The following is a 25,866-nucleotide window of genomic DNA, read 5'->3' as shown; positions in this document are numbered from 1 at the left end:
TCATTAAATCCTTTCCTTACGAGATTTAAACATTAAAAAAATAAAATATGGAACCCCAATTATCGATATAACAATGCCTACTGGCAGCTCTGCTGGAGAGAAAACGGTCTTCCCAATCAAGTCTCCTATCACTACCATGCAGACTCCAATTAATCCACTGACAGGAAGAACATGCAAATGCTTTAATCCAACAAGCCTTCTTGCCAAGTGGGGAGCAATCAAACCTAAGAAACTGATGCTGCCTGAAACAGAAATACATGCACTGATGATACCAACACTGCATAACAAAAGGAGCATCCTTTCTTTATTAACAGAAACCCCAAGACCTGTTACAGACATTTCATGAAGCTGAAACAAATCCAAAACCTTAGATTTATAATAAATAATCGGAGTTAACACGAGTATCCATGGCAGCGCCGTCACAACATACATCCAGTTCGCACTACAAATGCTCCCAGTCAGCCACACAGTAGCCATTTCAAAATCTTGAGGGTTCATTTTTAAGGACACATACAAAGTAAGTGCACTTAGACCTGCGCTTATTGCAATACCTACAAGGATGAATCTTTGTGGATCAATGGTTCCACGCTCCCAAGCAAAAATAAAAATGAGGAGAACAGCTATGATCCCGCCTACCCAGCCAAAAAGAGGCATAAGCATGACAGAAAGCCAATCTGCGCCTTGGATTTGCCCTGAAAAGAAGAACATAAAGAGAACAACTGAAGCACCAGCCCCTGCATTAATTCCAAGGATACCTGGGTCTGCTAAAGGATTACGAACAACACCTTGGAGTACAGCACCAGCAAGACCAATTCCAAAGCCTACTACTATTCCAATTATGATCCTTGGTAAGCGAAACTCAAAAATGACTAAGTCATAATTAGAATCTGGATCAATTCTTAATAACGTTTTGATAATATCCTTTACTGATATATCAAAGGCCCCGTTTGTAATACTCGCATAAATGCCAATAAGCATAAGAATAAAACCAATGAGCAATACACGCCAAAATCGCGCATTTGGATGACTAGACACCTCTTTTCCCTCCTCTCTTTTTAATTAAGTAGAGAAAGTAGGGCACACCAAATAATGCAGTGACCACCCCAACAGGAGTTTCAAAAGGATAGTTTATAAATCTGCTTATCATGTCACAAAGGACAAGAAAGATTCCCCCTATCACTGCTGAACAGGGAATTACCCATCTATAATCCTGTCCAACAATGAATCTCGTAATATGGGGGACAATTAATCCTATAAAGGCAATTTTCCCAGCTAGAGCAACCGAGATGCCTGTTAAGATCACAACCGCTAAGATACTGAAGCCTTTCACTAGCTCCGTTTTTTGTCCAAGTCCAGTCGACATCTCATCCCCTAATGACAAGATCGTAATTGACCTTGATAAGCATAAAGCCAAAATAATGCCCACTACAGCAAATGGAATTGCTAATTTAATGAGATGAGGGTCCATTTGATGCAAACGTGCATTGTACCAGAAGCTTATATTTTGTGAGACTTGAAAATAAGTAGATAGTGCCTGCGAGACTCCACCTAAAAATGTGCCGATAATCGTCCCAAGAATGGCCATTCGAATAGGAGAAAGGCCATCTGGCAGCAACCATGCAAGGCCAAAGACAAGAATGGCCCCGAATGCAGAGCCAATCAAGGAGAAGGTGATCATTGACATTGCTCCTGCATTCGGAAGTAAAATCATAAAGATTGTAATGAAAAATACGGAGCCATCCGTGACCCCCATAATGGAAGGGGACGCTAAATAGTTTCTGGTCATTCCTTGCATTAAAGCACCCGATACGGCAAGGAAGGCACCAATTAATAGAGCACCAATCGCTCGGGGCAGGCGTGATGACCAAATAATTTGGTGATCAATATTTGCCGTATCAAAGTGGGTGATCGCCTCAATAATTGTATTTGTACTCATTGATTTTGTGCCAAAACGAACAGACAACAAGATGAGTATTACAGCGATTAGCGGTGAAATCAATAAGATGATGAAAGCGATAGATCTTTGTTTCCCCATAATGAATCCTCGTTTTTTACTTCTTTATTTTGTAAGCGCGCTAACAGCTTCTTTCAAAAAGTTGATGCGACTCAATGCTGGGCCACCTTCAGAAAGAGGGTCGATCACATTCACAAAAACATGATCATCTTTAAATGCATTTGTTTTATTTAAAATTGGATTTTGCTGTAAATCCTTTAATGCATTTGGTGCTTGGGCATTTTCATTATTTTCAAATTGGATAAATAAATAGTCTGGATTGATTTCTGCTAGCTTTTCCACTGAAATTTGTTCCTGTGCCTTTGCTGCTTGTACTTCTTGAACACCGCTTAAGCCAAGGTCACTATATAACAATGGATTAACAAAAACAGTCTCAGGATAAATAAACAAATTCCCTCCACGAATTCGAACAGCAAGTACTTTTTTACCTTCCACCGTTTCCTTCAGTTTTTCTTTGGCCGATTGAAGATCGGAACTGTATTTCTCTATCTCTGCTGTTGCATCTTCCTGCTTTCCAGTTAACTCACCTAAGAACTTTACGTTTTCTTCCCAATCTGTTGCAATATGTGAGTAGCGAATGGTCGTTCCGATTTTTTCTAATTTCTGAATGACTTCATCAGGGAATTTCGTTGAAGCTAGAATCACGTCCGGCTTTAATTTAAGGATGGTTTCAAAATCAGGCTGGGACTTTTCCCCGATTGGTTCGGCATTTTCTACAATCGATGAAAATACCTCAGGGAATTTCCCGCCTATCGTCATTGCACCAACAGGCTTAACATCCAATAAGACCGAATCCTCCATTGCTTCCATCGCACCAGTTATGACAATATTTTTTACTTCCATAGGAATTGTGTACTCTTTGCCTAAATAAGTGATTGTTCGTGTTTCCTCTTTTTTTGGACTTTCTTCCTTTGCTTGTGTAGAAGCTTCCTTTGAGCTCGTTTTTGGGGCAGACTCTCCGCCATTCCCACATGCTGTAGCCAATAGCATAAAAATAGCAATGATTGCTGTTAGAAATAATTTGTTTTTCATTATTTTTCTGTCCTCCTATTTTGTTGATAATGATAATTATTATCACTAATAATGATAGAATGATCTCTCCCATTCGACCATGGACAATTTACAGATATGATTTAGATTCATTACAGAAATATGTTTACAAGTTGGTCAATGATTCTGCTTTGTGCATATGCAGAGTTTTCTAGCCATGGATCGGAAGACAAATAATGAACTTGGTTCCTCTTCACCGCCTCAATTTCCTGCCATTCTGAGGTATGCTTTAGCTCATTCCAGTGGGCCAATGTTTCTGATTCCTGACGAATTAATAATAATAAATGACTTGGTTCCATTTCCCTTAGTGCCGCTAAAGATATTCTTTCACTCTTATTCGAATTAGGTTCCACAAAGGAAGTTAGCTCTAAATCTTCTGTTAAGGCAGATGCAATGCCTTTACTCCAATGCAAATAAAGATTATTTTTAAACACGCGTACGATCGCTACTTTTGCATTTGGGAGTTGTTCAAATTTCCTAATTAGCCTTTCCTTTGCCTGCTTTACTTTCCAATCATAATGATGCAGCCACCGTACTGCCTCCTCAGAAACCCCTAAGCTATCTGCAATCCATGTAAATTGTTCCCTCCACTGCAATTGTGATGGTACCTTAATAAAGCTAGAAATCTTTGTATGTAATTGACTCTCCTCCTGTTCAGACAAATGATCAGAAACCATCACAATCTCTGCATTTGATTGATTAATAATTTCTATATTAGATTGCCAGTTTACATTATGACGGTATGCATTCAGATGAACAGGGATGTCACTTCCATAGGTTTGATAATAATATTCCGTCCACTTCGGATGAAGGGGAGCAGCGTAAGGAATCATATGAAGGGCAAGCACTTGGCCGAGCAGCTGCCGATCATAGATAGCAATTTTTCGACTCCTTCTCTTCATGTATTCAGTAGGAGAAACCCCTATTTCCTTCTTAAATTTCCTGCTAAAGTAGAACGGATCATCATATCCTATTTGTGTTGCTACTTCCTTTAATTTCATTCCACCTTTTGCGATAAGTTTCTTAGCCATATCAATCTTTACATCCGTTAAATACTCAGTTACACATTTCCCATAGATTTTTTTAAAAAGATCAACAAAATAATTTGGGCTAAAATTAGCCATTCGCGAGAGTTCTTCGATCGTCAGCTTCTCATGATAATGAGCATCCATATATTCCTTTGTCCGTTCTATCGCAGCTAACGGGCCTTCCTCTTGTTCAAAATTCTGCATGAAAATATCATACAGCAGCGCTTGAAAGGAAATTTGACAGTGATATCTATTTAACATCTTATTAGCAAACCATTTTGTAAGAATCTCCTCACACTGAAAAGCGATATGTTTTTTGGAATAAGCCTTATATAGGACACCATGATTAATAAATAGATTTTCATCTTTCAATAGACTCATAGTTGCATTCTGATCAGTTTGCTGAAATATATTGAATCGGAAAAGAAACAGCTCAATTTCCTCACTATGTGAAAACACACCAAAGGTTTGTTCAGGCGCACAGAAAACAAAGGAATCCTTCTTTACCTTATATTCATGTTTATCAATCAAAATAGAACCATTGCCACCCTTCACGATGAAGAGTAAATATGTAAGCGTTAATTGTTGTTTAAACTGAAATTCTACATCTCCATTTATCTTCTCAACATCCTCAAGTCTGATCATCAATTCGTTTAAATATTGTTTATTAGAAGCCTCTTTCATATCTTTCAACATCATCTTCTCCCATTGAAATAAATGTGCGTTTCATCTTGTTATAGTTACTACTAGCTTACTTTAAATTAATGATATTGAAAATCATTATCATTTAATATATTGCTTTTTTCTTATTTTTACAAGGAAAAATTCCTAATACATCTTAGGCATGTTCAATGAATCAGACGGGCTCTTTTTGTACAAAAAAAGAACCTTCAATCTAAAGATAGATCAAAGGTTCCATGTTATATTAATTTCCATCATTGCTTTTTCTTTATCACAATAAGCTATCCTACAATCAAAGAATCAGCTATAAGCTGGCTCTTTTTTGCTTAAACCAAGAACATGAGCTGTTGAGGTATGAATGTCTTGGAATAGCTCTGGATTTTCCGTAAGTGAAATACCATAAGAAGGGATCATTTCTTTTATTTTCGATTCCCACTTAAACATATGCTTTGGGAAGCATCTTTCTAATACCTCAAGCATAACGTGCACAGCAGTTGAAGCACCTGGAGAGGCACCAAGTAAGGCAGCAACTGAACCATCAGAAGCACTGACCACTTCCGTTCCAAATTGAAGTGTTCCTTTGCCAGCCTCCGTATCCTTGATTACTTGCACACGCTGGCCTGCGACCACAACACTCCAGTCCTCGCTTTTCGCGTTCGGAATAAATTCACGCAATTCTTCCATGCGCTTTTCATTCGAAAGCATGACCTGCTGAATCAGGTATTTAGTCAATGCCATCTCTTTTACGCCGGCCGCCAGCATCGTGATGACATTATTCGGCTTGATGGAACCGATCAAATCCAGGTTTGAACCTGTTTTTAAAAACTTTGGCGTAAAGCCAGCAAACGGTCCAAACAGCAATGATTTCTTGTTGTCGATATATCTTGTATCCAGATGTGGAACAGACATTGGCGGAGCGCCCACCTTCGCTTTGCCGTACACTTTTGCATGGTGCTGTTCGACGACTTCCGGATTATTGCATACCAAGAATAAGCCGCTTACTGGAAATCCGCCAATATGCTTGGATTCAGGAATACCGGTTTTTTGCAATAAAGACAGACTGCCGCCCCCACCGCCAATAAAGACAAACTTTGCTGTATGGGATTCGGTTTTGCCGCCGTCCATATTATGAACCTTCACTTCCCATAATCCATCGCTAGTGCGCTTAATATCTTCGACACTATGCTTATAATTCATCTCAACGTTTTTACTCTTTAAATGATCAAATAACATACGTGTTAATGCACCAAAGTTAACATCTGTCCCTGAGTCAATTTTCGTTGCCGCTATTGGCTCATCTGATATACGGCCTTCCATTATAAGCGGAATCCATTCCTTCAGTTTTTCAGGGTCATCCGAAAATTCCATCCCTTGAAACAGCGGATTAGTTGACAGCGCTTCCAAACGCTTTTTCAAATAAGCTACATTTTCTTCCCCCTGAACTAAACTCATATGAGGAAGAGGCATGATAAAGTCCTGTGGATTACGAATCATATTATGGGTAACAAGATAAGACCAATACTGTCTTGAAAGCTGAAACTGTTCATTCACTTTAATCGCTTTGCTAATATCTATCGATCCGTCTGGTTTTTCGGATGTATAGTTAAGTTCGCACAGGGCAGCATGGCCCGTCCCCGCATTATTCCACTCATTAGAGCTTTCTTCCCCTGCGTTTGCCAGTTTTTCAAACACTTTGATTTCCCATTCCGGTGCTAGCTCTTTCAGCAAAGATCCCAAAGTCGCGCTCATGATTCCAGCACCAATTAAGATAACGTCTGTTTTGTTCTGTACGCTGCTCATAATAACCTTCCTTATCCCCTATATTCGCCAAACAGAGTAGGCAATGCTGCTTAAGTGCACAAGAACACCACTTAGGAACACACCTTTTCTATCTTTATTATATAACTATCTCCTAGTCTATTATAAATATTAATAGCTTAAAATATCTACTAATTTCTGATAATAATAAACTATTTAAATTTGGTAAAAGATTGAGACGGCTCTCTAATAGGACGTAGGAATATGAAAGACCAAAATCCTAACTAAGCTTCTATCCATTTTTCGATTCCTTCAATTGGATAATTTAATAATTCCACATGGCCTCTTAACGCTTTACTTCTAATAACAAATGGAACCTACACTTATTTAATATTCTCATTTGACTACTTTTAATAATAAATTACTTACTCACTTCAATTCTAAAATTACTTTGTACTAGTTATTAAATAAGGGATCCTGCTTCTTTTTATGTCTAATAAATTTAATGAAAATTAATATCTTATTAAAATAATTATCGCAAATATATTGACTTTAATAATTAAGCCTATATAATAATTAATATAAATAAGAAATTATTATAGATAGATAATTCTTCTCAGTTCATTGCGAACAACCTATCTATCATTTAAAAAAACACTTTTAGGAGGAAATTATATTATGTCACTTATCGGATCAGAGGTTAAACCATTTAACGCACACGCATATAGAAACGGAGAATTTTTTGAGGTGTCAGACGCAGATTTTAAAGGTCAATGGAGTGTAGTTTGTTTCTATCCAGCAGACTTTACATTCGTTTGCCCAACAGAGCTTGAAGATCTTCAAGAACAATACCCAGCACTTCAAGAACTTGGAGTTGAAGTATTCTCTGTTTCTAGGGACTCTCACTTCACACATAAAGCATGGCATGATTCATCAGAAGCAATTGGCAAAATCACTTATACAATGATTGGTGACCCAGCACATGTGATTTCTCGTAACTTTGACGTATTAGTTGAGGAATTAGGACAAGCAGATCGCGGAACTTTCATCATTGATCCAGACGGAATTATCCAAGCTGTTGAAATTAATGCAGATGGTATTGGCCGTGATGCAAGCACATTGATTAACAAAATCAAAGCAGCACAATATGTTCGCAACAATCCAGGTGAAGTTTGCCCGGCTAAATGGAAAGAAGGCTCAGCAACACTTAAGCCAAGCCTTGATCTTGTAGGCAAAATCTAAGGAGAAGATAGAAATGATACTAGACGCTGATATTAAAGCACAACTTGATCAATATCTTCAATTACTAGAAAACGATATCCTTCTTAAAGTAAGTGCAGGAACTGATGAATTATCAAGGGACATGTTAGCTTTAGTTGATGAACTAGCAGCAATGTCATCTAAAATTAAGATTGAGAATACAACATTAGTTAGAACACCTAGCTTTAGTGTTAATCGTATCGGTGAGGAAACTGGCGTCACTTTTGCTGGTATTCCTCTTGGTCACGAGTTCACTTCCCTTGTGTTGGCATTACTGCAAGTGAGTGGTAGAGCGCCTAAGGTCGATCAGAAAGTAATTGATCAAATCAAAGGCATTAAGGGTGAATATCACTTTGAAACTTATGTCAGCTTAAGCTGTCATAACTGCCCTGATGTTGTACAGGCATTGAACGTGATGAGCGTCCTAAACCCTAGCATTACCCATACAATGATTGATGGGGCAGCTTTCAAAGAAGAAGTCGAAAGTAAGAATGTGATGGCCGTACCAACTGTTTTACTAAATGGAGAAGTCTTCGGCAGTGGTCGTATGACATTAGAAGAAATCCTTGCAAAAATGGGAAGCACACAAGACCCTTCAGAGCTAAATGACAAAGAACCGTTTGATGTACTTGTTATTGGCGGCGGTCCATCTGGTGCAAGTGCAGCCGTTTACACAGCACGTAAAGGCATTCGTACAGGAATTGTAGCTGAACGCTTTGGCGGTCAGATTATGGATACACTTGGCATTGAAAACTTCATTAGTGTGAAATACACGGAAGGTCCTAAACTTGCCGCTAGCCTTGAAGAACATGTAAAAGAATACGACATTGATGTCATGAATTTACAACGCGCAAAACGTTTAGAAAAGAAAGAGCTTATCGAAGTGGAACTAGAAAGCGGTGCGGTTCTAAAAAGTAAATCCGTCATCCTTTCAACAGGGGCTCGCTGGCGTAATGTTGGTGTTCCAGGTGAAGCTGAATTTAAGAACAAAGGTGTAGCATACTGCCCGCATTGTGATGGTCCATTATTTGAAGGAAAACACGTTGCCGTTATTGGCGGCGGAAATTCAGGTATTGAGGCAGCCATTGACCTTGCAGGGATTGTAAAACATGTAACCGTTATTGAATTTTCGGCAGAGCTTAAAGCTGATTCTGTATTGCAAGATCGCCTGAACAGTCTTCCAAATACAACAGTTATTAAGAATGCACAAACAAAAGAAATTACGGGTACCGATAAAGTAAATGGAATCACCTATATCGACCGTGAAACAGAAGAAGAGCACCATATAGAATTACAAGGTGTATTCGTTCAAATTGGTCTTGTGCCAAATACTGACTGGTTAGGTGATGCGATTGAACGCACGAGAACTGGTGAGATTGTAGTAGATAAACGTGGGGCAACAAACATCCCTGGCGTATTTGCTGCAGGTGATTGTACAGATAGTGCCTATAAACAAATCATTATTTCGATGGGATCAGGTGCAACAGCAGCCTTAGGCGCATTTGATTATCTGATTCGAAACTAATAGAATATAAGCCAGATTAAACATGTCACTAGTGAAATGTTTAATCTGGCTTATTTATTTTTGACGTTCTCTCCATCAAGGACAAACGTAAACACCTCTTCTTTATATTCAAAATTACGATACTTATCAATCTGAGTTATCGATAATTTGAATTGCCCTATAATATAAAAATAGTTAAATTAAAGAGTACGTGTGCCTGGAGATATCCTAGGCATTTTTTTCTGTAAAAGTAGAGACTATTTCCATAGTTTTATAAAAAGGGAGAGTTACATTCCATGAATCTATATAAAAAAGTCTTCAAAGAATATTGGAATCCTTATGTAGCCATTAGTATTGCAGGCCTTGTCAGTGCCTTGTACTTCGGGATTACAGGTACAGTTTGGGCGGTTACCGGGGAATTCACCAGGTTCGGTGGACATATCCTCGAATGGTTTGGGATTGATGTGTCGCAATGGGCCTATTTCCAACTAGTAGGTCTCGAAGGAAATCCGATCAGCCGAACAGATGGCTGGATTGTTATCGGGATGCTTGTTGGTGCAATGATTACAATTCTATTAAGCAGCAGCTTTAAAATCCGCGTACCGAAACAAAAGAGGAGATTAGTGCAGGGATTCATTGGTGGTATCATCGCAGGATTTGGTGCACGGCTTGCTCTTGGCTGTAATTTAGCAGCCTTTTTCACGGGTGTACCCCAATTTTCGTTCCATGCATGGATCTTTATGGTGACCACGGCCATCGGAACCTACTTTGGCGTCAAAGTTGTGAGTACGAAATGGTGGCGCGGAAAACCGACCATGATAAAGGGCCGGTTAAGCCCAGGTGGGAAAATGGATGCTCCCAAAAAGAGTATCCAGCCAATCCTAGGTCTTATATTCGCCATTCTATACTTAGCAGTTGTTATTTACTTTATTGCAATAGGCAAGACCCTTCTTGCAGTTGCTTGTATCGCAGGAGCCTTGTTTGGTATACTCATTGAACGCGGTCAAATTTGTTTCACTTCTGCTTTCCGTGATTTATGGATTAGCGGCCGTGCCGTCATGTCAAAGGCAATTGCAGTCGGAATGATGATCAGCGTTGTCATTACATTTTTCTATATTCAAAGCGGGTCTATTGCCCTTATCAAAATAGCTGCTCCAAGCACGGCAATCGGTGGCCTCCTTTTTGGGTTTGGCATTGTACTTGCAGGTGGCTGTGAAACAGGAATGATGTATCGGGCAATGGAAGGTCAATTATTGTACTGGGTGGTAGGCGCAGGTAATATTATTGGAGCTACCGTGCTCGCCTATGGCTGGGATCATCTCGGTATTTATCATGCTCTTGTAGAAAATTGGCCGAAGGTAAACTTAATCGAACAATGGGGACCAATGGGTGCCTTAGTTGGAACGATGATTATGCTGGCTGCTTGGCTTTTATTCTCAAATTGGTGGGAAAAGCGATTCCGTTATGGAACAGGAATCAAACATCAAAAACAAGAACGAGTTTCCCCTGTTACCAAGGAGGTATAATTTATGTCTCAGATCATAGATGTCAATTACACTTTAGACATTCGCGGTGAACCTTGACCGTATCCTGTCATTTATGCGCTGGATGCGCTAAAAACGATGAAAATAGGAGAAATCCTTCAAGTAATTGCGGATTGTCCACAATCTTTTCGAAGTGTACCGGAAGAAGCGGTCAAACATGGATACCAGCTCCTAGCAGAGCCTGAAAAATTTGGGCAAGACATTTATTTTTATATTAAAGTAGTTCAATAGTTAACATCCTAAGTACCCGTGTTAAGTAGAAACGCATGAAGTCTACTAACCGGGTACTTTTTTTACAATTCCTTATTACCCTTCGATCTTAACCCAATAGGTTTAAAGGCAGCGTGATTGTAAAGCAAGTGCCCTCTCCTTCTTTACTTGTAAAACTAATTGATCCATTACAAATCTCGATAATCCTTTTTACAATGGCCAATCCAAGTCCATTACCCTCTTCTGAACGAGAAACATCTCCCTGAAAAAATTTCTCGAAAATACGTGGTTGGTTTTCCTTAGAAATACCGATTCCCTCATCTTTAATTTGAACAACAATAGCATCCCCGTTTTTTTTTAGAGAAATAGAAATCATTCCATTTTCATGAGAAAACTTTATAGCATTTCCGATTAAATTAATCCATAGTTGCTGAACTAATTCTTCATAACTTTCATAGTCGACTTTTTCTAAATTAATTTCCAACTCTAATTGTTTCTTACTCCATTGCTCTTCAAATAGGAGAATGGTTCTTCTTAACTGCTCATCTAAAGAAAAATTTACTTTTTTATTTTGAATGACTTGATTATCTAACTTTGAAAGCCTAAGGATATTGGTTGATAGGTTGTTGAGTCTTTTAGCTTCTTCTATAATAATGTCGGTATATTCATCAAATTTCTCACGTGATAGGTTCTTATCTTTAATGATTTCTACAAATCCTTGAATGGAAGCAATGGGCGTTTTAAACTCATGAGATACATTCCGCATGAAATCCTTTCGTAGATACTCAATGTTTTTCAATTCATCTGTCATTAAACTGAAATTTTCAGCAAGTACACCTATTTCATCTTTCCTTTGATAGTGAATCTGCACATCGAAATTACCTTTTGCCACTTCCTTTGTCGCATCACTAATATAACTAATTGGCTTAGAAATGATTTTAGTAGCAATGAACATGAGAATAGATCCTATCACTGCACATAAAATGACAGTAGCAGTTAAAAGAAGCACGACATCTCTATTTATCTCTAAAGTAATGATTTCATTTAAATTTGGAGTTGCAATAATGACTATGCCCAGAGCTGAAAGGCAGGATATAAGTAATATGGAGATAAATAACAATGTGAATTTTGCTCTAATGGAATGTGAAAACTTATTCATATATATTTCTCCGCTTTATATCCTAATCCACGAATCGTAATAATTTTAAACTCTTCTAATTCATCGAATTTCTTACGAAGTTTCTTGATATGACTATCAACTGTTCTCTCATCTATATCTACATCCATTCCCCATATTTCATCGATCAGCTGCTGACGTGTAAAAATTTGTTTGGGATAGCTCAATAGTTTAAATAGTAAATAAAATTCCTTTTTAGGCAGTTCATAAACTGTATTTTGGGTTACAACGGTAAGGGTGTCATAATCTAAAACCACATTACCCATAGTCAGTTTGTGTTCAGTAGAAATTTTTGCCCGTCTTAATAAGGCAGCAACCCTTAAAACCATTTCGTTCATATTAATCGGTTTTACCATATAATCATCAATTCCTACTCGAAACCCTTTTTCCTTATCTTCAAAACTTTCTTTTGCTGTCACCATAAGTATAGGGATATGAAAATCTGCTTCTCGCAAATTTTTAGTTAATTCGTATCCATTCATATAGGGCATCATAATGTCACTAATGATTAGATCGATATGATGGGTATCAAGCATATCCAGTGCAATCTTTCCATTTTCCGCTTGAAAAACAATATAGCCTTCTTGCTCTAATCGGGCTGTCATTAGTTTTCTTATATTCATGTGGTCTTCAACAACTAATATACTAATCATTTTATCCCACCATCCTTTGTTTAGATATTATCACACAATAAAGAAAGGAGTTTTATGAAGAAGTTTTCAAAGTGGCGATATCGTAGTGAGATGATTGAAAAAATAGGGACTGATATCTTCAGTCCCTCAAAATATGATCCACCGATGTCCTTCATTAAAGGTAATCATTCCATTAAATGTCCTAATTATTAGCTAAACGGGTGAAAGCCTAGCGGCAATTTAAGACCAAGAAAAACTGTAACGATCAAAATGAGTACGCATAGAAATAGAAATCCGATTATTTTTTTTCCTTCTCGGCTTCCCACAAGTATCATTTCGAACAATCCAATCATGGCAATACCAAGTAAAGCTTTTAAAATATACAAGATGGTTATTTTGAAAACAGAAAAGAACAATAATACACCTGTAAGAACAAGTAACAGATAAAATACTCGCAGAATCATATGTAATACTGTTGTGTCGCGTCCCTTTTTCTGCAAGGTTAGTGTAATACAAAATAAGATGATTGTAAGTATGATTGTTGCTAAATGTGCATGAGTCATTATGTATCTCTCCCATATCTTTTTTTATTTTATTATCTTATGATTGATCCTTTTCTCGTCCTTAGGTACACCGGGAAATAATGATGTATGACTTCATATTCTCATTTCCCTCCTTATTTTTTTTCATTCCCCCTATCTCTCGTACATTTACTATTTTATAGAATTTTGCCTTTAATAGTGAATGTACTGTTATTATAAAGCACTTATATGACCTCAATGTGACCTATTGGAGGTCTTTTATTATCAGAAAAAGCCAGTCATAAACATGACTAGCTTTCCACTTTGGTATTACTACATAATAATCATTCATTAAATTTTTCAGTTTACTTCTGGAGTTTTTTGTTGTTTTTCACTAATTCATCCATAGCCCAATTCGTTCTAGCACCAGTCACACCTGTACTTGGAGTCTGATCAGAACCTGTTGTTAAGTCCGCTACAATCCTTTCAACAAGGGGTTGATGAACATGCTGGATTGCAGGAAATTCCCACTGCTCCGTTTTACAAGATGTGGTTAGCATAACAGGATTATGACCAAATGTAGAAAAGGTTATTTTCCCCTTACTGCCAATGATCTCATTTGTATCTACATCTTCATAAGCAGAAAAACACCAAGATCCAACACCATGGACGCCAGATTCAAATTGGTAGGTACCAGTTACGATATCCTCCGCATGATAGTAGCCTGCTTGATTTGAAGCGAATCCTTGCACATCCTTTATAGATCCTAGTAAAAAGCCTAATATATCGAGTGTATGACAGCCTAAATCAAAAAACAGCCCACCACCAGACAGTTCAGGCTGGGTTCTCCATGGGGGATTTTGTTTATTTAGTACATCTTCGGCAGCCTTTTGATATTGGGTCGTTGATACGAAACGAACATCTCCAATCACATTATTTTCTAATAGCTCTTTAATTTTAAGAAACTTAGGTTGGGCCCTTCGGTAATAAGCAACATATAAAGGGACTTTGGCAACCTTGCAGGCAGCAATCATTTCATTGCATTCTGCAAAATTAAGTGCCATTGGTTTTTCTACATAAACAGGCTTCCCCGCCTTTGCCGCCTTTATTGTATATACCTTATGTGAACTAGGGGGTGTAGCAATATAGACCGCATCGACTTCTGGATCGTTAATAAGTGCATCCGCGTCATCATACCATTTTCGCACCCCATGCCTTTTAGCATAATCTTCCGCTAGATTGCCCGTTCTCCTCATAACCGCAACTAACTCGGATTTTGGAACCCTTTGGAACGCTGGTCCGCTTTTCACTTCTGTTACATCACCGCAGCCAATCATTCCCCAACGTACTTTTGCAAGTGCCATTGTCCAGTCCCCCTTTACTCGCATCTAAGCCCGTCCTCAACTAGAATAATTTTTCTCCATTAGAGTCAATAACCCCTTTATACCAAAAAAAGCTTTTCTTCTTTATGCGGCGGAGGTCATGGTCCCCCTCCTCATGCTGATTCACATAGACGAAACCATAGCGTTTTTGGAAACCATTTAACCAGCTTAGCAGATCGGTGAAGGACCACACGCAATATCCGAACAGATCAACACCATCTGAAATGGCCTCTTGAATGGCGATCATATGAGAGCGAAGATACTCAATTCGGTAATCATCATTAATGACATCTCCCTGATCCACCTGATCATATTCACCCAATCCATTTTCACTAATCAATACCGGTAAATCATAACGGCTCGTTATTCTGCGGAGAGCAATTCTTAAACCTTGTGGATCAATATTCCAATCCCAATTCGTTCTTTCCACATTGGGATTCGCAATCGTTTTAAATAATCCTGGTATTCCCGAATCCTTTGATGTTCCTTTTTCACCGGTTGTATTCATTTTCCCGGCACCGATACCGCCTTCTAAAGGATTACTCTCAAAGGTTGTTGACTGATAATAGTTTACTCCCATAAAGTCTGGCATGCCCTCTAGCAGTAGCTCAAAATCCCCTTTTTCAATAATTGGGGTAAGTCCCTTTTCCTCCAAATAGCTCCAAGCCATTTTCGGATATTTGCCCGATGCATATATATCCATCCACCAATGGTTATTTAACTCCTCTGCATTTTCAGCTGCTAAGATATCTATTGGATTGGAGGAAGCTGCATAAGCAGGCGAATAGGCAAAGCTAGGGCCGATTTTTCCATTAGGCACATATTTGCGAAATTCTTTAATAACACTGGCATTGGCAAGATTGGCGTGATGATTGACCTGGTAAAATAATTTTTCATCCTTCATTCCCGGCGGATGTGTGGCATGAAGATATCCGTGGCTTGTGAATATATTTTGTTCATTTAAGCTAACCCAATATTTCACACGGTCACCAAAACGCTTAAATAATTCAACACTATAATTTGTAAAATCCTCAATAATTCTTCTTGATTCCCATCCTCCATATTCCTCTTGAAGTGACTGAGGCAAATCCCAGTGATACAGAGTCAGGATTGGTTCAATACCATTTTTGATTAATTCATTAATTAAATGATCATAAAACTCCATGCCCTTTTCATTTATTTCCCCTCGTCCATTAGGAAAAACACGGGTCCATGCAACAGAAAAGCGATAGGCTTTTAACCCCATTTCCGCCATTAATTTCACATCTTCCTGATAACGATGATAATGGTCTACGGCCATATCACCTGTTGTTCCTTTATATGTTTTTCCCGGGATCCGGACAAACTGATCCCAATTTGACATCCCTTTTCCATCCTTGTCCCATGCACCTTCCACTTGATAGGCAGCAGAAGCTGCACCCCACAAAAAATCCTTCGGGAAGCATTTTAGTGTTTGATGAATCATTTTGCACACCCCTTATTCATTTAGAATGGACAGATTGCCTTTGCAAAAAATGATACAAGGCACCAATTAGATTTGAATCATTGCCAAATTGACATCTTTCAACGTTAATTGTTAAATCATTTTGACTCCGTTTCATCTGAAGTAGTATTTCATTAATCCGTTCAATAAAACCTTCGCGGCTGCTGATGGCTCCGCCAATCAAAATCTTCTCTGGATCAAGCATATACTGTAAATTGTAAATCCCAACAGCTAGTCGTTTCATGAACTTGTCTATTTCATCCTTGACTTCACTATCTCCTTTTTCAGCTAATTCGAATATCCTTTTTCCATTGAAACTATCCGGATCCATTCCTTTTCGCTTGGCTACTTTATTAATTAATCCCCCAACTGCAGCTAGTGAGCTCCATGTCTCTCCCTCGGGCTTGTCGAGATAATCTTCCATAATCATATAGCCAAATTCTCCACAAAATTGATTTTTCCCATGGCGAATATTTTTATTAAGAACGACCGCACCGCCAATACCGGTGCCAATCACAAGACATAGATAATCCATTACATCCTTTGCAGCACCAATCCAGCCTTCTGCTAAGGCAGCACAGTTTGCGTCATTTTCCATTTCAACCGTTAAATGTGTTCTTTCCTGAAGAAGTTCTTTCATATTCGGCCCATGGATATAAGGAAGCGCACTTAATCCTGCAATGTATCCTGTTTTAACATTTACGGCACCTGGCATGCTAATGGCCATACCTTTTAATTCGTAAATGCTTTGATATCTTTTCACAATGAAATCTACTTGATCCAAAAACAATTCAAGACTCTCTTTAGGTGTAGGAACAGAGGACTTATCAATAATTTCCCCCAATTCATCCATAAGGGCATATTTAATAGAGGAACCTCCAACATCTAGAACTGCATAGTAATTCATCAAACAACCTCCTATCAACCCTTTTAAAGTGGAATGTCTATCAATGGGGGTCTTCACTGCCCATTAAGGACGGGATAGAGATTTTTACTGCTTTGTTCCGCAAGACTCACGAATAATTAATTCCGAATCAATTAATACAGGCTTTAATTGCGATTCTCCATTTATTAAATCATTCAGCATATAGGCTGATAATTTTCCAAACTTCTCTTTATCTTGTTTAACTGTAGTAAGCTTAGGGTCGCTGTAGCGGCAGGCAACAATATCGTCGCAGCCGATTATTCGAATATCATGAGGAACATGAAGTCCCTCCTCCTTCAGCGCTCTTAATGCACCAAGTGCCATCAAATCAGATATGGCAAAAATAGCTTCAGGATACTCTTGGCACGCAAGAATTTTCCTCATTGCCTCATATCCGCTATTCTCATGGAAATCACCATACTGAATCCACTCTTCACGAACATCCAAACCAAACTGATTCATCGCCTCAAAGAATCCTAAATTTCTTAAATTAGAAATAGTTGAATCCCATTTACCCCCAATATAACCGATCCTTTTAATCGAATGCAGATAAAAAAACTCAACTACTTTTCTTGATAAATCAATATTATCCGTCATAATGTAACTTGATTTCGGCCCATTTAATTCAATATCAATTCCAATGCAAGGGAAACCTCCCTTAGCTAAATCAAAGATGGCTTCCTCAACCTCTTCCCCAGCAATAACTAAACAGCCATCCACATGGAAATGTTTGCATCGTGCTAAATAGCTCCCATTATCTGATTGAAAAAGTTCGTTGGAAAACATTAAAATATCATAACCAAGTAAACCGATATTTTTTTTAAATGATGAGATTACCTCATTGAAATAAGGGTGTGTCATATCAACATTAATTTTCCCTGCGTAAATAAGACCAATCAGGTTTGACTTCTTCGTTGCCAATGTTCTAGCAGAAAAATTAGGCTCATACCCCATTTTCGTAATGATATCCATTACCTGCTTCTTCGTTTTCTCACTAACTCCTGCATAATTATTAATTACTTTTGAAACAGTGCCTTGGGAAACGCCTGCCATTTGTGCTATATCTTTAATAGTTAAATTCATCTCTAATCCCTTCTATTTCTCACAAAATAATTGATAATCATCGCTAGATACTAAGAGTTTAAACAGATCACAAAGATATTTTGTGAAAAGTTCCTATTTCACAGATCCTTCAGTAATACTCGAAATAAATAAACGGTTAAATAATAAGAATATAATTAAAAGAGGTACCGTTGCCCAAAATACACCAGATAAAATCATTCCAAAATCAACATTCTGTGTATTGCTCAATTGGGCTAGGGCTACTTGAATCGTATACTTTTCCGGATCTCTTAAGACAGTAAACTGCCAAAGGAACTCTCCCCATGCCGCAGAAAAGACGATAATTCCAAGTGTTGCAAATGCAGGAAGGATAATCGGAAGCACAATGCTTCGATAAATTTTAAAATTGGAACACCCATCTATTTTCGCCGCTTCAATTAACTCATCAGGTACAGATTCACTGATATATTGTCTCATTAGAAAAATACCGAGCGGATTTAGGAAGAATAATATCATCACACCTGGCAATGTATCGAGGAATCCTGCCTTCGAAATTAAGAAATACTGCGGGATTAGCCCTAATTGCGGTGGAATAATCATCGTTAAAAGGATTGCCGTGAAGAGGATATTTTTCCCTCGAAATTTAAATTTCGCAAAGGCAAATCCAGCTAATGAACTAATAAATAAAACGACAATGGTCACAACCGAACAAACAACAAAGGAGTTCCACATCGCTTGAAAGAAATCAATTTTATCCAGAACCTTCATAAAGTTATCAACTAACAAGCGTCCTGGCGTAACCGTCGGCGGAATGGAATTATAGGCGGAGCTAGGGCTCGTTGCCATGACAAACATCCAATAAAACGGAAACAATGAAAATAATGACACGATGGACAAAAGTACATAAATGAGGATTCTGCTAACAGGGGTGCTTCTTCTTTTTTCTACTTTACTCATGTGTTTTCACCCCTTTTCTTCCTGCCATTCCCTGCAATTAGCGATGTATTAATTACGGCAAATAAAGTAATCAGCACTAAAAGAATAATGGCCGTTGCAGATGCGGTACCAAAGGATTGCAATTTAAAGGCATCCCGATATAAATACATAACGATAGTCATGGCCTCATCTCTTGTAAATGCACTATTTCCTAGAAAAACAGTAGGTTCAGAGAATAGCTGCAATGCCCCAACGGTTGAAGTGAATACAGTTAAGATAATAAATGGTTTCAGCATCGGCATCGTTATGTAGATTAGCTGCTGAAATTTATTTGCCCCATCAATCGTAGCTGCTTCATACAAATCATTAGGAATGCTTTGAATACCGGCTAGATAAATAATTGTGTTATAGCCTACCCATCTCCAAAATACCATGATTGAAATAGCAATTTTCGTTCCCCATTCAGAGCTGCTCCAATTCACTGGATCAACCCCTGCCAAACTCAACAAATAATTGACCAAGGAAGAGTCGTGATCGCTAAACAGTACGCTGAAAATAAGGGCCACAGCAACCATAGATGTAATATACGGCATAAAAATGGTTACTCTGAAAAAGTTTTTAAATTTTAAAAAGGCTAGATTTAATAAAAAGGCAAAAATAATTCCGAAAACTAATTGTGGGGCGGTGCCCATAATTCCCATAACAATTGTATTATAAACCGATTTCCAAAATAGGGGATCAGTTAAGACAATTTCAAAGTTTGAGAGTCCAACAAATTTCATCGGACTTAACCCATTCCATTTTTGGAATCCTAAATAGATACTAAATAACGCTGGGTATAAACCAACAAGGGAAAAAATGATAAAGAAAGGCGCAATATATAGATAGCCCGAAATCATATCCTTTTTCTCCTCAGACCTATACCGCTTCTTTCTTATCTTTTTCTTCCTTGGTACTTGATGGACACCCACGTCTCCCTTCTTCTCCACCTTTTCCTTATTACTTTCAGGTTGCATTCTCACACCTCTTTTCCGATCAATAGGCGAAAAGTGGAGCCCACTCACTTTTAAGCTCCACATCCACCTCTAATAAACTAATAACCTATCGATTTAATAAATCCTTCGCTCGCTTAATAGCTGCTGTCCACTCTTTTTCCGGATCTGCCCCTTTAGACTGTACATTCTTTAAAGCATTCAACACTTCCTGGTAAACTGGAAAGTATTTTTCCCCTTTATAAATGGCACCATTGATATCTTGAGCGGCTTTCGCAAAGACAGGAGCTGTTGCCTGTCCGCCAAAGAACTCATCTTCATTCGTCTTAAATTCATCCATTTCATAAACAGATGGTGCAGATGGGAACAATCCCTTTTCCTGGAATGACTTCAATTGATTATCAGGAGAAACTAACCATTGGACAAATTCATACGCTTCCTTCGCATTCTTTGTTTCCTTTGGAATAGCGATAAAAGAGCCGCCCCAGTTTGCAGCAAATTCTGATGGCAATGTTGCCACTTTCCATTTACCGGTTGCTTCGGTTGCATTGCCTTCCATCCAGCCTTTCAACCAGCCTGCACCTAACTCTGCTGCGAATTCCCCTTTATTTACTGCATTGGCCCATTCAGGTGACCACATTTCGAATTTTCCTACAATGCCTAACTCATTTAATTTAACTGCATAGTCATAAGCATTTTTAACCGCATTTCCGTTCTCTTCAAGAATTAATTCTCCTTCAGGATTAAGGAAGGTTTCTTGTGCGGCATCTAAATAAGCCCTAAAGGCCATTTCAATACTATCAATAAAAGGTTTACCCGTTTGTTCCTTTACCTTTAAACCAGCTTCTTCAAATGCCTTTGGTGAATTAATTAAATTCGCTACTTCCTCTGGATCAGTCGGCAGACCTGCTTCTTCAAATACATCCACACGATAGTATAAAGCTTTCGGTCCAATATCCGTTGGTAAACCAATTAAGAAATCTCCATCATTGTTTTCACCAGTATTCCATTTCCAATCCAAGTATTGATCTTTAATATCCTTTGCACCAAGGTCATATAAGTTTTCAAAACGATCTTGTGCTACCTTAAAACGATCTAACTGGTCAATTTCTAACATCGAAATATCTGGGGCACCGCTTCCAGCTGATAATGCTGTAAATAGTGCATCATGGTGCTCCGCCGTTTCAGCTGCTCTTACTTTTATTTTGACATTCGGATTTTCTAGTTCGTATGCTTTAGCTAAATCTTCATATCCAGTAGCACCAAACGTCCAAAAATCCAAAGTAACTTGCTTATCTCCTTTTTCAACATCATCAGAAGACGACTTTTCATTATCATTACAGGCTGCTAATGTAAATGCTAGGGCTGTCGATAATCCTACCGCGACCAGTTTTTTCAAGCTTCTCACTTTTCATTCCCCCCACTTTTTTTTTAGCCATTAATTATTTTCCATTTAAATACTCCGCTGAAATAATTATTTTCCCTTTTTTTGTATCATTCACCTTCTTTTTTTGAAATTTGATTCTTAAAACTAAATTATTGCAAGATAACTCGGAAACCGATTTCTAAACTTCGGGAGAAATCTAGTCTTTTCTATGGAGGAAACCGCTTTCAATACAGATTATAAACCTAATATTCAGAAAAATCAATGATTTTATAGAAACCGGTTTCCATAATTTCTTTTAAAATTCTACAAAAAACTCCATTTGGCTCATGCTTTTCTCTCTGGTTTCCTCCATAAAAAAAAGCACGCTGGCTGCGTGCAATAGAATTAATTTGATAAATCGCAATCCTTTAACGGGATCCATTTTGTCTTTTTCGTAAATTTGTAACCAAGCCATAAAATAAGGAATAAAGGCAGTCCTATATAAGAAACCACTATACCGTTCCAATCAATATGATCCCCCATAAAGGCTGAATAGTTTTGTCCTAATACGACGAAGCCACAAACTGCGAAGGCGAAAATAGGGCCAAATGGAAATAACTTTGCTTTGTATGGTAAAAGGCTTAAGTCTTTTCCTTGGGCAACAAATGCCCGTCGGAATCGATAGTGACAAATGGCGATTCCAAGCCATGCAATAAATCCTGACATTCCTGAAGCATTTAGTAGCCAAACATAGACAGTGCCGTCACCAAATAATGAAGCCAAGAAAGCAAGTGTTCCGACTAATGATGTTGCAATCAAAGCATTTACAGGAACACCTCTTTTATTTAATTTTCCAAGAAACTTAGGTGCTTTTCCTTCACGTGCTAAATCCCAAAGCATACGTGTGGAAGCATACATTCCTGAGTTACCGGCAGATAGCACGGCTGTTAAGATCACTGCATTCATTACGGAAGCAGCAAAGGCAATTCCTGCCTTTTGGAAAACGATTGTGAATGGGCTAACCGTTACATCACTGCTTGCAAGATTCCCATTTGTATACGGAATAATTAAACTAATTACTAAAATTGCTAGCACATAGAATAAAAGGATGCGCCAAAATACTGATTTTACAGCCTTAGGAATTGATTTACCAGGATCCTCGGTTTCACCCGCTGCTACACCTAGCAACTCTGTGCCTTGGAAAGAGAAACCCGCTGCCATAAATATCCCAAGCATTGCCATAAAGCCACCATGGAACGGTGCATCTCCAACCGTAAAGTTCTTTAAGCCAATTACCTGACCACCCATGATTCCGAAAATCATTAAAGTACCAACAATAATGAAGATGATTACAGTAACGACTTTAATTAAGGAGAACCAATATTCTGCTTCACCAAAACCTTTTACAGATAGAAAATTTAATAAAAACATGATTACTAAGAAAAGCGCACTCCATATAATAGAAGGCGTATCTGGGAACCAAAATTTCATAATCATGGTAACAGCTGATAGTTCTGCTGCAATAGTTATCGCCCAGTTATACCAATAGTTCCAGCCAAGAGCAAATCCGAGTGACGGGTCAACAAACTTGGCGGCATATGTGCTAAAGCTCCCTGCAACAGGCATGTAGGCGCCCATTTCCGCAAGACTCGTCATTAAGAAATAGACCATAATCCCAATCACAAGATAGGAAAGGAGAGCTCCTCCGGGACCAGCAGAGTGGATTGCTCCGCCGCTGGCGAGAAAAAGGCCTGTTCCAATAGTTCCGCCTAAAGAAATCATGGTTAAGTGACGTGTTTTTAAACTGCGTTTTAAGCCGGTAGTTTCTTTATTGGAAGAAACTGTACCAGTGCTAAAATTATCTTTTCTTTCATCAAATGTTCTCATTGCTTTTACTCCTTTTCATCAGTTTTTCTAGCACATAGTCTTCAATGAAGACCCATTAGCTTTTCTAATTTGGAAGGAGTTTGGAATAAAAAATGTCACCGAAGTAGAATCAGGTGACATTATCAATAGCCCGCATCATACCTTCCGAAAGATAGCCCAACACGAATGGCTGGTAGGACCAATCGTGACAGTTCTGTTCCTATTTGGAGACAGCCCCAGCATGCTTAACCAGAGAGACAAGCACACTTCGGCAGCTTTTCCTTTCAAACGGAGTCAAGTGATGTCTCTGCATCTCGTCCGCCTTACTAATAAAAACTGCGACCTCTACCTCATCGGTTGATGAGGATTTATTATATTAAATTATTACGTTACTAACTTTATAATACTATTTTACAATAGTCAATATCTCGTTGTTTTACCCTATTCCGATATGCCGTTTTAATGGGGATAGTTATCATTTACCAATTAAATAGAATATAAAATAAAGCAAAATACTTTCTAAGTAAAATTTATTGTTAATGGTTGATCATTCTTCTACGTATAAAGCTTGAGCACTCGAATTAAGAAATTAAACATGTCCATTATCACTGTACCTGTCATCAAAGGAGGAAAAGCGGAAATTTCCATGGACTTCCTCCCCATTCCTAAGAGGAGTCTGGTATTAAGGGGAGAATAATCTAATATAGTGATAAAAGAATAAACTTATAGAAAGGTGTGACGAATTGAAAAGGCTATTTTTACCCTTACTTATCTTAATCTCGAGTGCATTATATATTTTTATCATTCCAGATGCGCCACTTCTTCTCAATCTTCCATTTAAGCTAATTCCGATGTGGTTAATCATTACTTATGCTTTTATACAATTTAGAGGAAAAGGCTCTAGCACTAGCTGGATTATTTTAACTGGATTAGTATTTTGTATGTTTGGGGATGGTTTACTTCATTGGTTCCTGATTGGGCTATCTGCCTTTTTAATAGGCCATATTTTTTATCTCATTGGATTTTTTAAGGAGTGGCAATTTTCCCTCATCCGCGTTTTATCGATTATTCCTATCGGTTTCTATGCTATCTTTATTGGTCATATTCTTACCGAATCTCTAATCGAAAATGGAAATAGCGCTTTATTCATTCCAGTTTGTTTATATACGATCATCATATCAACGATGGCCTGGTCTGCCATTATGACCGGCAATAAATGGGCAATTACAGGGAGTATCTTATTCGTTATCTCTGATTCGATCTTAGCGTGGAATCGGTTTGTTTCCGACATCCCTTATTCATCTGTCCTAATCATGACCACCTATTACACAGCCCAATTTTTTATAGCCCGTAGTTTAAAATTCTTTCAAAAGGGGTCTAATTCTTTATATTAGGCCTTTTCTCAATTAATTTAAGAGCAGTTGCTGCACGAAGTATATATTCCCCTTTTCACTCCTGCCATTAATGTAAACAGCCATCGGGTCAAACATCCAAAAAAAAATCAGAGCCTAAGCCCTGATTCATTTTTTCAAAGAAATAATAGACTGTTAAATCTTTGTTAGCACAATACCAACTAGCGCGGAAATAACCCCGATGACCTGATATATTCTGAGCCTTTCTTTATATAACCAACAGCTGCTGAGAACGACAACTAAACAACTTAAACTTACAATCGGGAAGACAATACTTGCTACTCCAGCGTTAAGAGCAAAAAAATAGCTGCTATAACCTATAACACTAATACATCCAATAATGGCACCAAATTTCAACTCTGTACGCTGCCATTTTTCCTTCATAATAATACTATTAATAATCAAATAAGTTGCACCGCCTCCATACATACAAACAAGCGTATTAATGGAATCAATATGTAAATGTGAAGATGTTTTCATAAGCACACCGAGTACACCAAACGATACAACCGATAATAAAATGCGGTACATCCACGGCCTATAATCCAATTTAACACCATTACCTGGTACATATTGGATGATAGCTGCAGAAGCAAGCATAATAATAATGCCACTCCACTGAATGAGCGTAATATGCTCGTGGAAAATAAGTGCCGCACTAAGTATAGGAATAACCGTATTTGTACTGATAAGTGGTGACGTTAAACTTGCAGGTCCCTTCTCAAACGCCTTTGACATTTGAATATTACCGTTTGCATTCAATATTCCGATGACCACACCTAGTACAATGGTTAATCCATTAAATGCTGCAAACCCTTCGACTGCTCCATAGCCAAGCATTAACAAGAATGCAATAAGATAAAAGAAAAATTGCATATGTACCTTTGATAGTCCTTTTCCTGACGTAACCTTAAAAATCAAATTATTAATCCCAAAGCAAAGCATCGTTAGAACGGCAGCTACAATCCACATTAAACAATCCTTCTCTCTCTTTAATAGAATCATTTTAATATAGATTTCAAGTACTTCAAATAGTTTTTATTATTATTTTTCTATTCATTTA

The 25,866-nt window shown here is 38.1% G+C and carries 22 protein-coding genes and 1 riboswitch; of the genes, 5 read left to right on the top strand and 17 right to left on the bottom strand.

Translation table 11 applies throughout. The features are described from left to right. Positions 1–3: 3 nt before the first annotated feature. The 5 genes from ACFYKT_RS15420 to ACFYKT_RS15400 form a co-directional block, all read right to left on the bottom strand. On the bottom strand, positions 4–978 hold the full coding sequence (locus ACFYKT_RS15420) for a FecCD family ABC transporter permease (RefSeq protein ID WP_389221645.1): 975 nt from the start codon (positions 976–978) through the stop codon (positions 4–6). Between the two features lie 49 nt (positions 979–1,027). Beyond that, on the bottom strand, positions 1,028–2,035 hold the full coding sequence (locus ACFYKT_RS15415; RefSeq protein WP_389221422.1) for a FecCD family ABC transporter permease: 1,008 nt from the start codon (positions 2,033–2,035) through the stop codon (positions 1,028–1,030). 24 nt (positions 2,036–2,059) lie between these two features. Continuing rightward, on the bottom strand, positions 2,060–3,046 hold the full coding sequence (locus tag ACFYKT_RS15410; protein ID WP_389221420.1) for an ABC transporter substrate-binding protein: 987 nt from the start codon (positions 3,044–3,046) through the stop codon (positions 2,060–2,062). Positions 3,047–3,156: 110 nt separating this feature from the next. Continuing rightward, a complete protein-coding gene (locus ACFYKT_RS15405) occupies positions 3,157–4,776 on the bottom strand; it encodes an AraC family transcriptional regulator (RefSeq protein ID WP_389221643.1) in 1,620 nt (539 codons plus the stop codon). Positions 4,777–5,073: 297 nt separating this feature from the next. Next, positions 5,074–6,573 carry a malate:quinone oxidoreductase gene (locus tag ACFYKT_RS15400; RefSeq protein WP_389221418.1) on the bottom strand — a complete coding sequence of 500 codons (1,500 nt, stop codon included), beginning with the start codon at positions 6,571–6,573 and terminating at the stop codon, positions 5,074–5,076. Positions 6,574–7,209: 636 nt separating this feature from the next. Here ACFYKT_RS15400 and ahpC point away from each other — a divergent pair. The 4 genes from ahpC (at position 7,210) to ACFYKT_RS15380 (ending at position 11,070) form a co-directional block, all read left to right on the top strand. Then, positions 7,210–7,773, top strand: coding sequence for an alkyl hydroperoxide reductase subunit C (ahpC, locus tag ACFYKT_RS15395; protein WP_389221416.1), 564 nt, complete (start codon positions 7,210–7,212; stop codon positions 7,771–7,773). 13 nt (positions 7,774–7,786) lie between these two features. Continuing rightward, on the top strand, positions 7,787–9,316 hold the full coding sequence (ahpF, locus tag ACFYKT_RS15390; protein ID WP_389221414.1) for an alkyl hydroperoxide reductase subunit F: 1,530 nt from the start codon (positions 7,787–7,789) through the stop codon (positions 9,314–9,316). Between the two features lie 275 nt (positions 9,317–9,591). Beyond that, on the top strand, positions 9,592–10,821 hold the full coding sequence (gene yedE / locus ACFYKT_RS15385; protein WP_389221412.1) for a selenium metabolism membrane protein YedE/FdhT: 1,230 nt from the start codon (positions 9,592–9,594) through the stop codon (positions 10,819–10,821). 69 nt (positions 10,822–10,890) lie between these two features. Beyond that, positions 10,891–11,070, top strand: coding sequence for a sulfurtransferase TusA family protein (locus tag ACFYKT_RS15380; protein WP_268877052.1), 180 nt, complete (start codon positions 10,891–10,893; stop codon positions 11,068–11,070). 88 nt (positions 11,071–11,158) lie between these two features. On the opposite strand, the gene ACFYKT_RS15375 is transcribed toward ACFYKT_RS15380, so the two are convergent. From ACFYKT_RS15375 to ACFYKT_RS15325, 11 genes are all read right to left on the bottom strand, one after another. Then, positions 11,159–12,208, bottom strand: coding sequence for a HAMP domain-containing sensor histidine kinase (locus ACFYKT_RS15375; RefSeq protein ID WP_389221410.1), 1,050 nt, complete (start codon positions 12,206–12,208; stop codon positions 11,159–11,161). Further along, the gene (locus ACFYKT_RS15370) at positions 12,205–12,879 is read right to left on the bottom strand and encodes a response regulator transcription factor (protein ID WP_389221408.1); all 675 of its coding nucleotides are present in this window, start codon (positions 12,877–12,879) and stop codon (positions 12,205–12,207) included. Before ACFYKT_RS15370 ends, ACFYKT_RS15375 begins: the two co-directional genes overlap by 4 nt. A 188-nt stretch (positions 12,880–13,067) precedes the next feature. Continuing rightward, positions 13,068–13,421, bottom strand: a complete 354-nt coding sequence (locus tag ACFYKT_RS15365) for a DUF1516 family protein (RefSeq protein ID WP_389221406.1) — start codon at positions 13,419–13,421, stop codon at positions 13,068–13,070. Positions 13,422–13,744: 323 nt separating this feature from the next. Next, on the bottom strand, positions 13,745–14,743 hold the full coding sequence (locus ACFYKT_RS15360; RefSeq protein ID WP_389221404.1) for a Gfo/Idh/MocA family protein: 999 nt from the start codon (positions 14,741–14,743) through the stop codon (positions 13,745–13,747). Between the two features lie 40 nt (positions 14,744–14,783). After that, positions 14,784–16,226 carry a glycoside hydrolase family 1 protein gene (locus ACFYKT_RS15355; protein WP_389221402.1) on the bottom strand — a complete coding sequence of 481 codons (1,443 nt, stop codon included), beginning with the start codon at positions 16,224–16,226 and terminating at the stop codon, positions 14,784–14,786. A gap of 16 nt (positions 16,227–16,242) precedes the next feature. Next, positions 16,243–17,151 (bottom strand): ROK family protein, encoded by a 909-nt coding sequence (locus ACFYKT_RS15350; RefSeq protein WP_389221400.1) that lies wholly within the window; start codon positions 17,149–17,151, stop codon positions 16,243–16,245. A gap of 84 nt (positions 17,152–17,235) precedes the next feature. Then, positions 17,236–18,252 carry a LacI family DNA-binding transcriptional regulator gene (locus ACFYKT_RS15345; protein WP_389221399.1) on the bottom strand — a complete coding sequence of 339 codons (1,017 nt, stop codon included), beginning with the start codon at positions 18,250–18,252 and terminating at the stop codon, positions 17,236–17,238. A 93-nt stretch (positions 18,253–18,345) separates the two neighbouring features. After that, complete coding sequence (locus ACFYKT_RS15340) at positions 18,346–19,188, bottom strand: carbohydrate ABC transporter permease (RefSeq protein ID WP_389221397.1); 843 nt, start codon at positions 19,186–19,188, stop codon at positions 18,346–18,348. Beyond that, on the bottom strand, positions 19,185–20,183 hold the full coding sequence (locus tag ACFYKT_RS15335; RefSeq protein ID WP_389221395.1) for a carbohydrate ABC transporter permease: 999 nt from the start codon (positions 20,181–20,183) through the stop codon (positions 19,185–19,187). Before ACFYKT_RS15335 ends, ACFYKT_RS15340 begins: the two co-directional genes overlap by 4 nt. A gap of 85 nt (positions 20,184–20,268) precedes the next feature. After that, positions 20,269–21,567: an ABC transporter substrate-binding protein gene (locus ACFYKT_RS15330; protein ID WP_389221393.1), complete on the bottom strand. Its 1,299-nt coding sequence runs from the start codon at positions 21,565–21,567 to the stop codon at positions 20,269–20,271. Positions 21,568–21,930: 363 nt separating this feature from the next. Next, positions 21,931–23,412 (bottom strand): amino acid permease, encoded by a 1,482-nt coding sequence (locus tag ACFYKT_RS15325; protein WP_389221391.1) that lies wholly within the window; start codon positions 23,410–23,412, stop codon positions 21,931–21,933. Between the two features lie 144 nt (positions 23,413–23,556). Next, positions 23,557–23,747: riboswitch (Lysine riboswitch) on the bottom strand. A gap of 387 nt (positions 23,748–24,134) precedes the next feature. Between ACFYKT_RS15325 and ACFYKT_RS15320 the strand changes: the two genes are divergently transcribed. Beyond that, positions 24,135–24,785, top strand: coding sequence for a lysoplasmalogenase (locus ACFYKT_RS15320; protein WP_389221389.1), 651 nt, complete (start codon positions 24,135–24,137; stop codon positions 24,783–24,785). A gap of 153 nt (positions 24,786–24,938) precedes the next feature. Here the strand turns inward: ACFYKT_RS15320 and ACFYKT_RS15315 are convergent, their stop codons facing one another. Further along, positions 24,939–25,775 carry a DMT family transporter gene (locus ACFYKT_RS15315; RefSeq protein WP_389221387.1) on the bottom strand — a complete coding sequence of 279 codons (837 nt, stop codon included), beginning with the start codon at positions 25,773–25,775 and terminating at the stop codon, positions 24,939–24,941. Positions 25,776–25,866: the final 91 nt, after the last annotated feature.

The organism is Cytobacillus mangrovibacter (genome assembly GCF_042865275.1).
In the GTDB taxonomy this organism is placed as follows: Bacteria; Bacillota; Bacilli; order Bacillales; family Cytobacillaceae; genus Cytobacillus; species Cytobacillus mangrovibacter.
The sequence above is the reverse complement of the archived record's forward strand: the minus strand, read 5'-3'. Positions and strand labels throughout refer to the sequence as shown.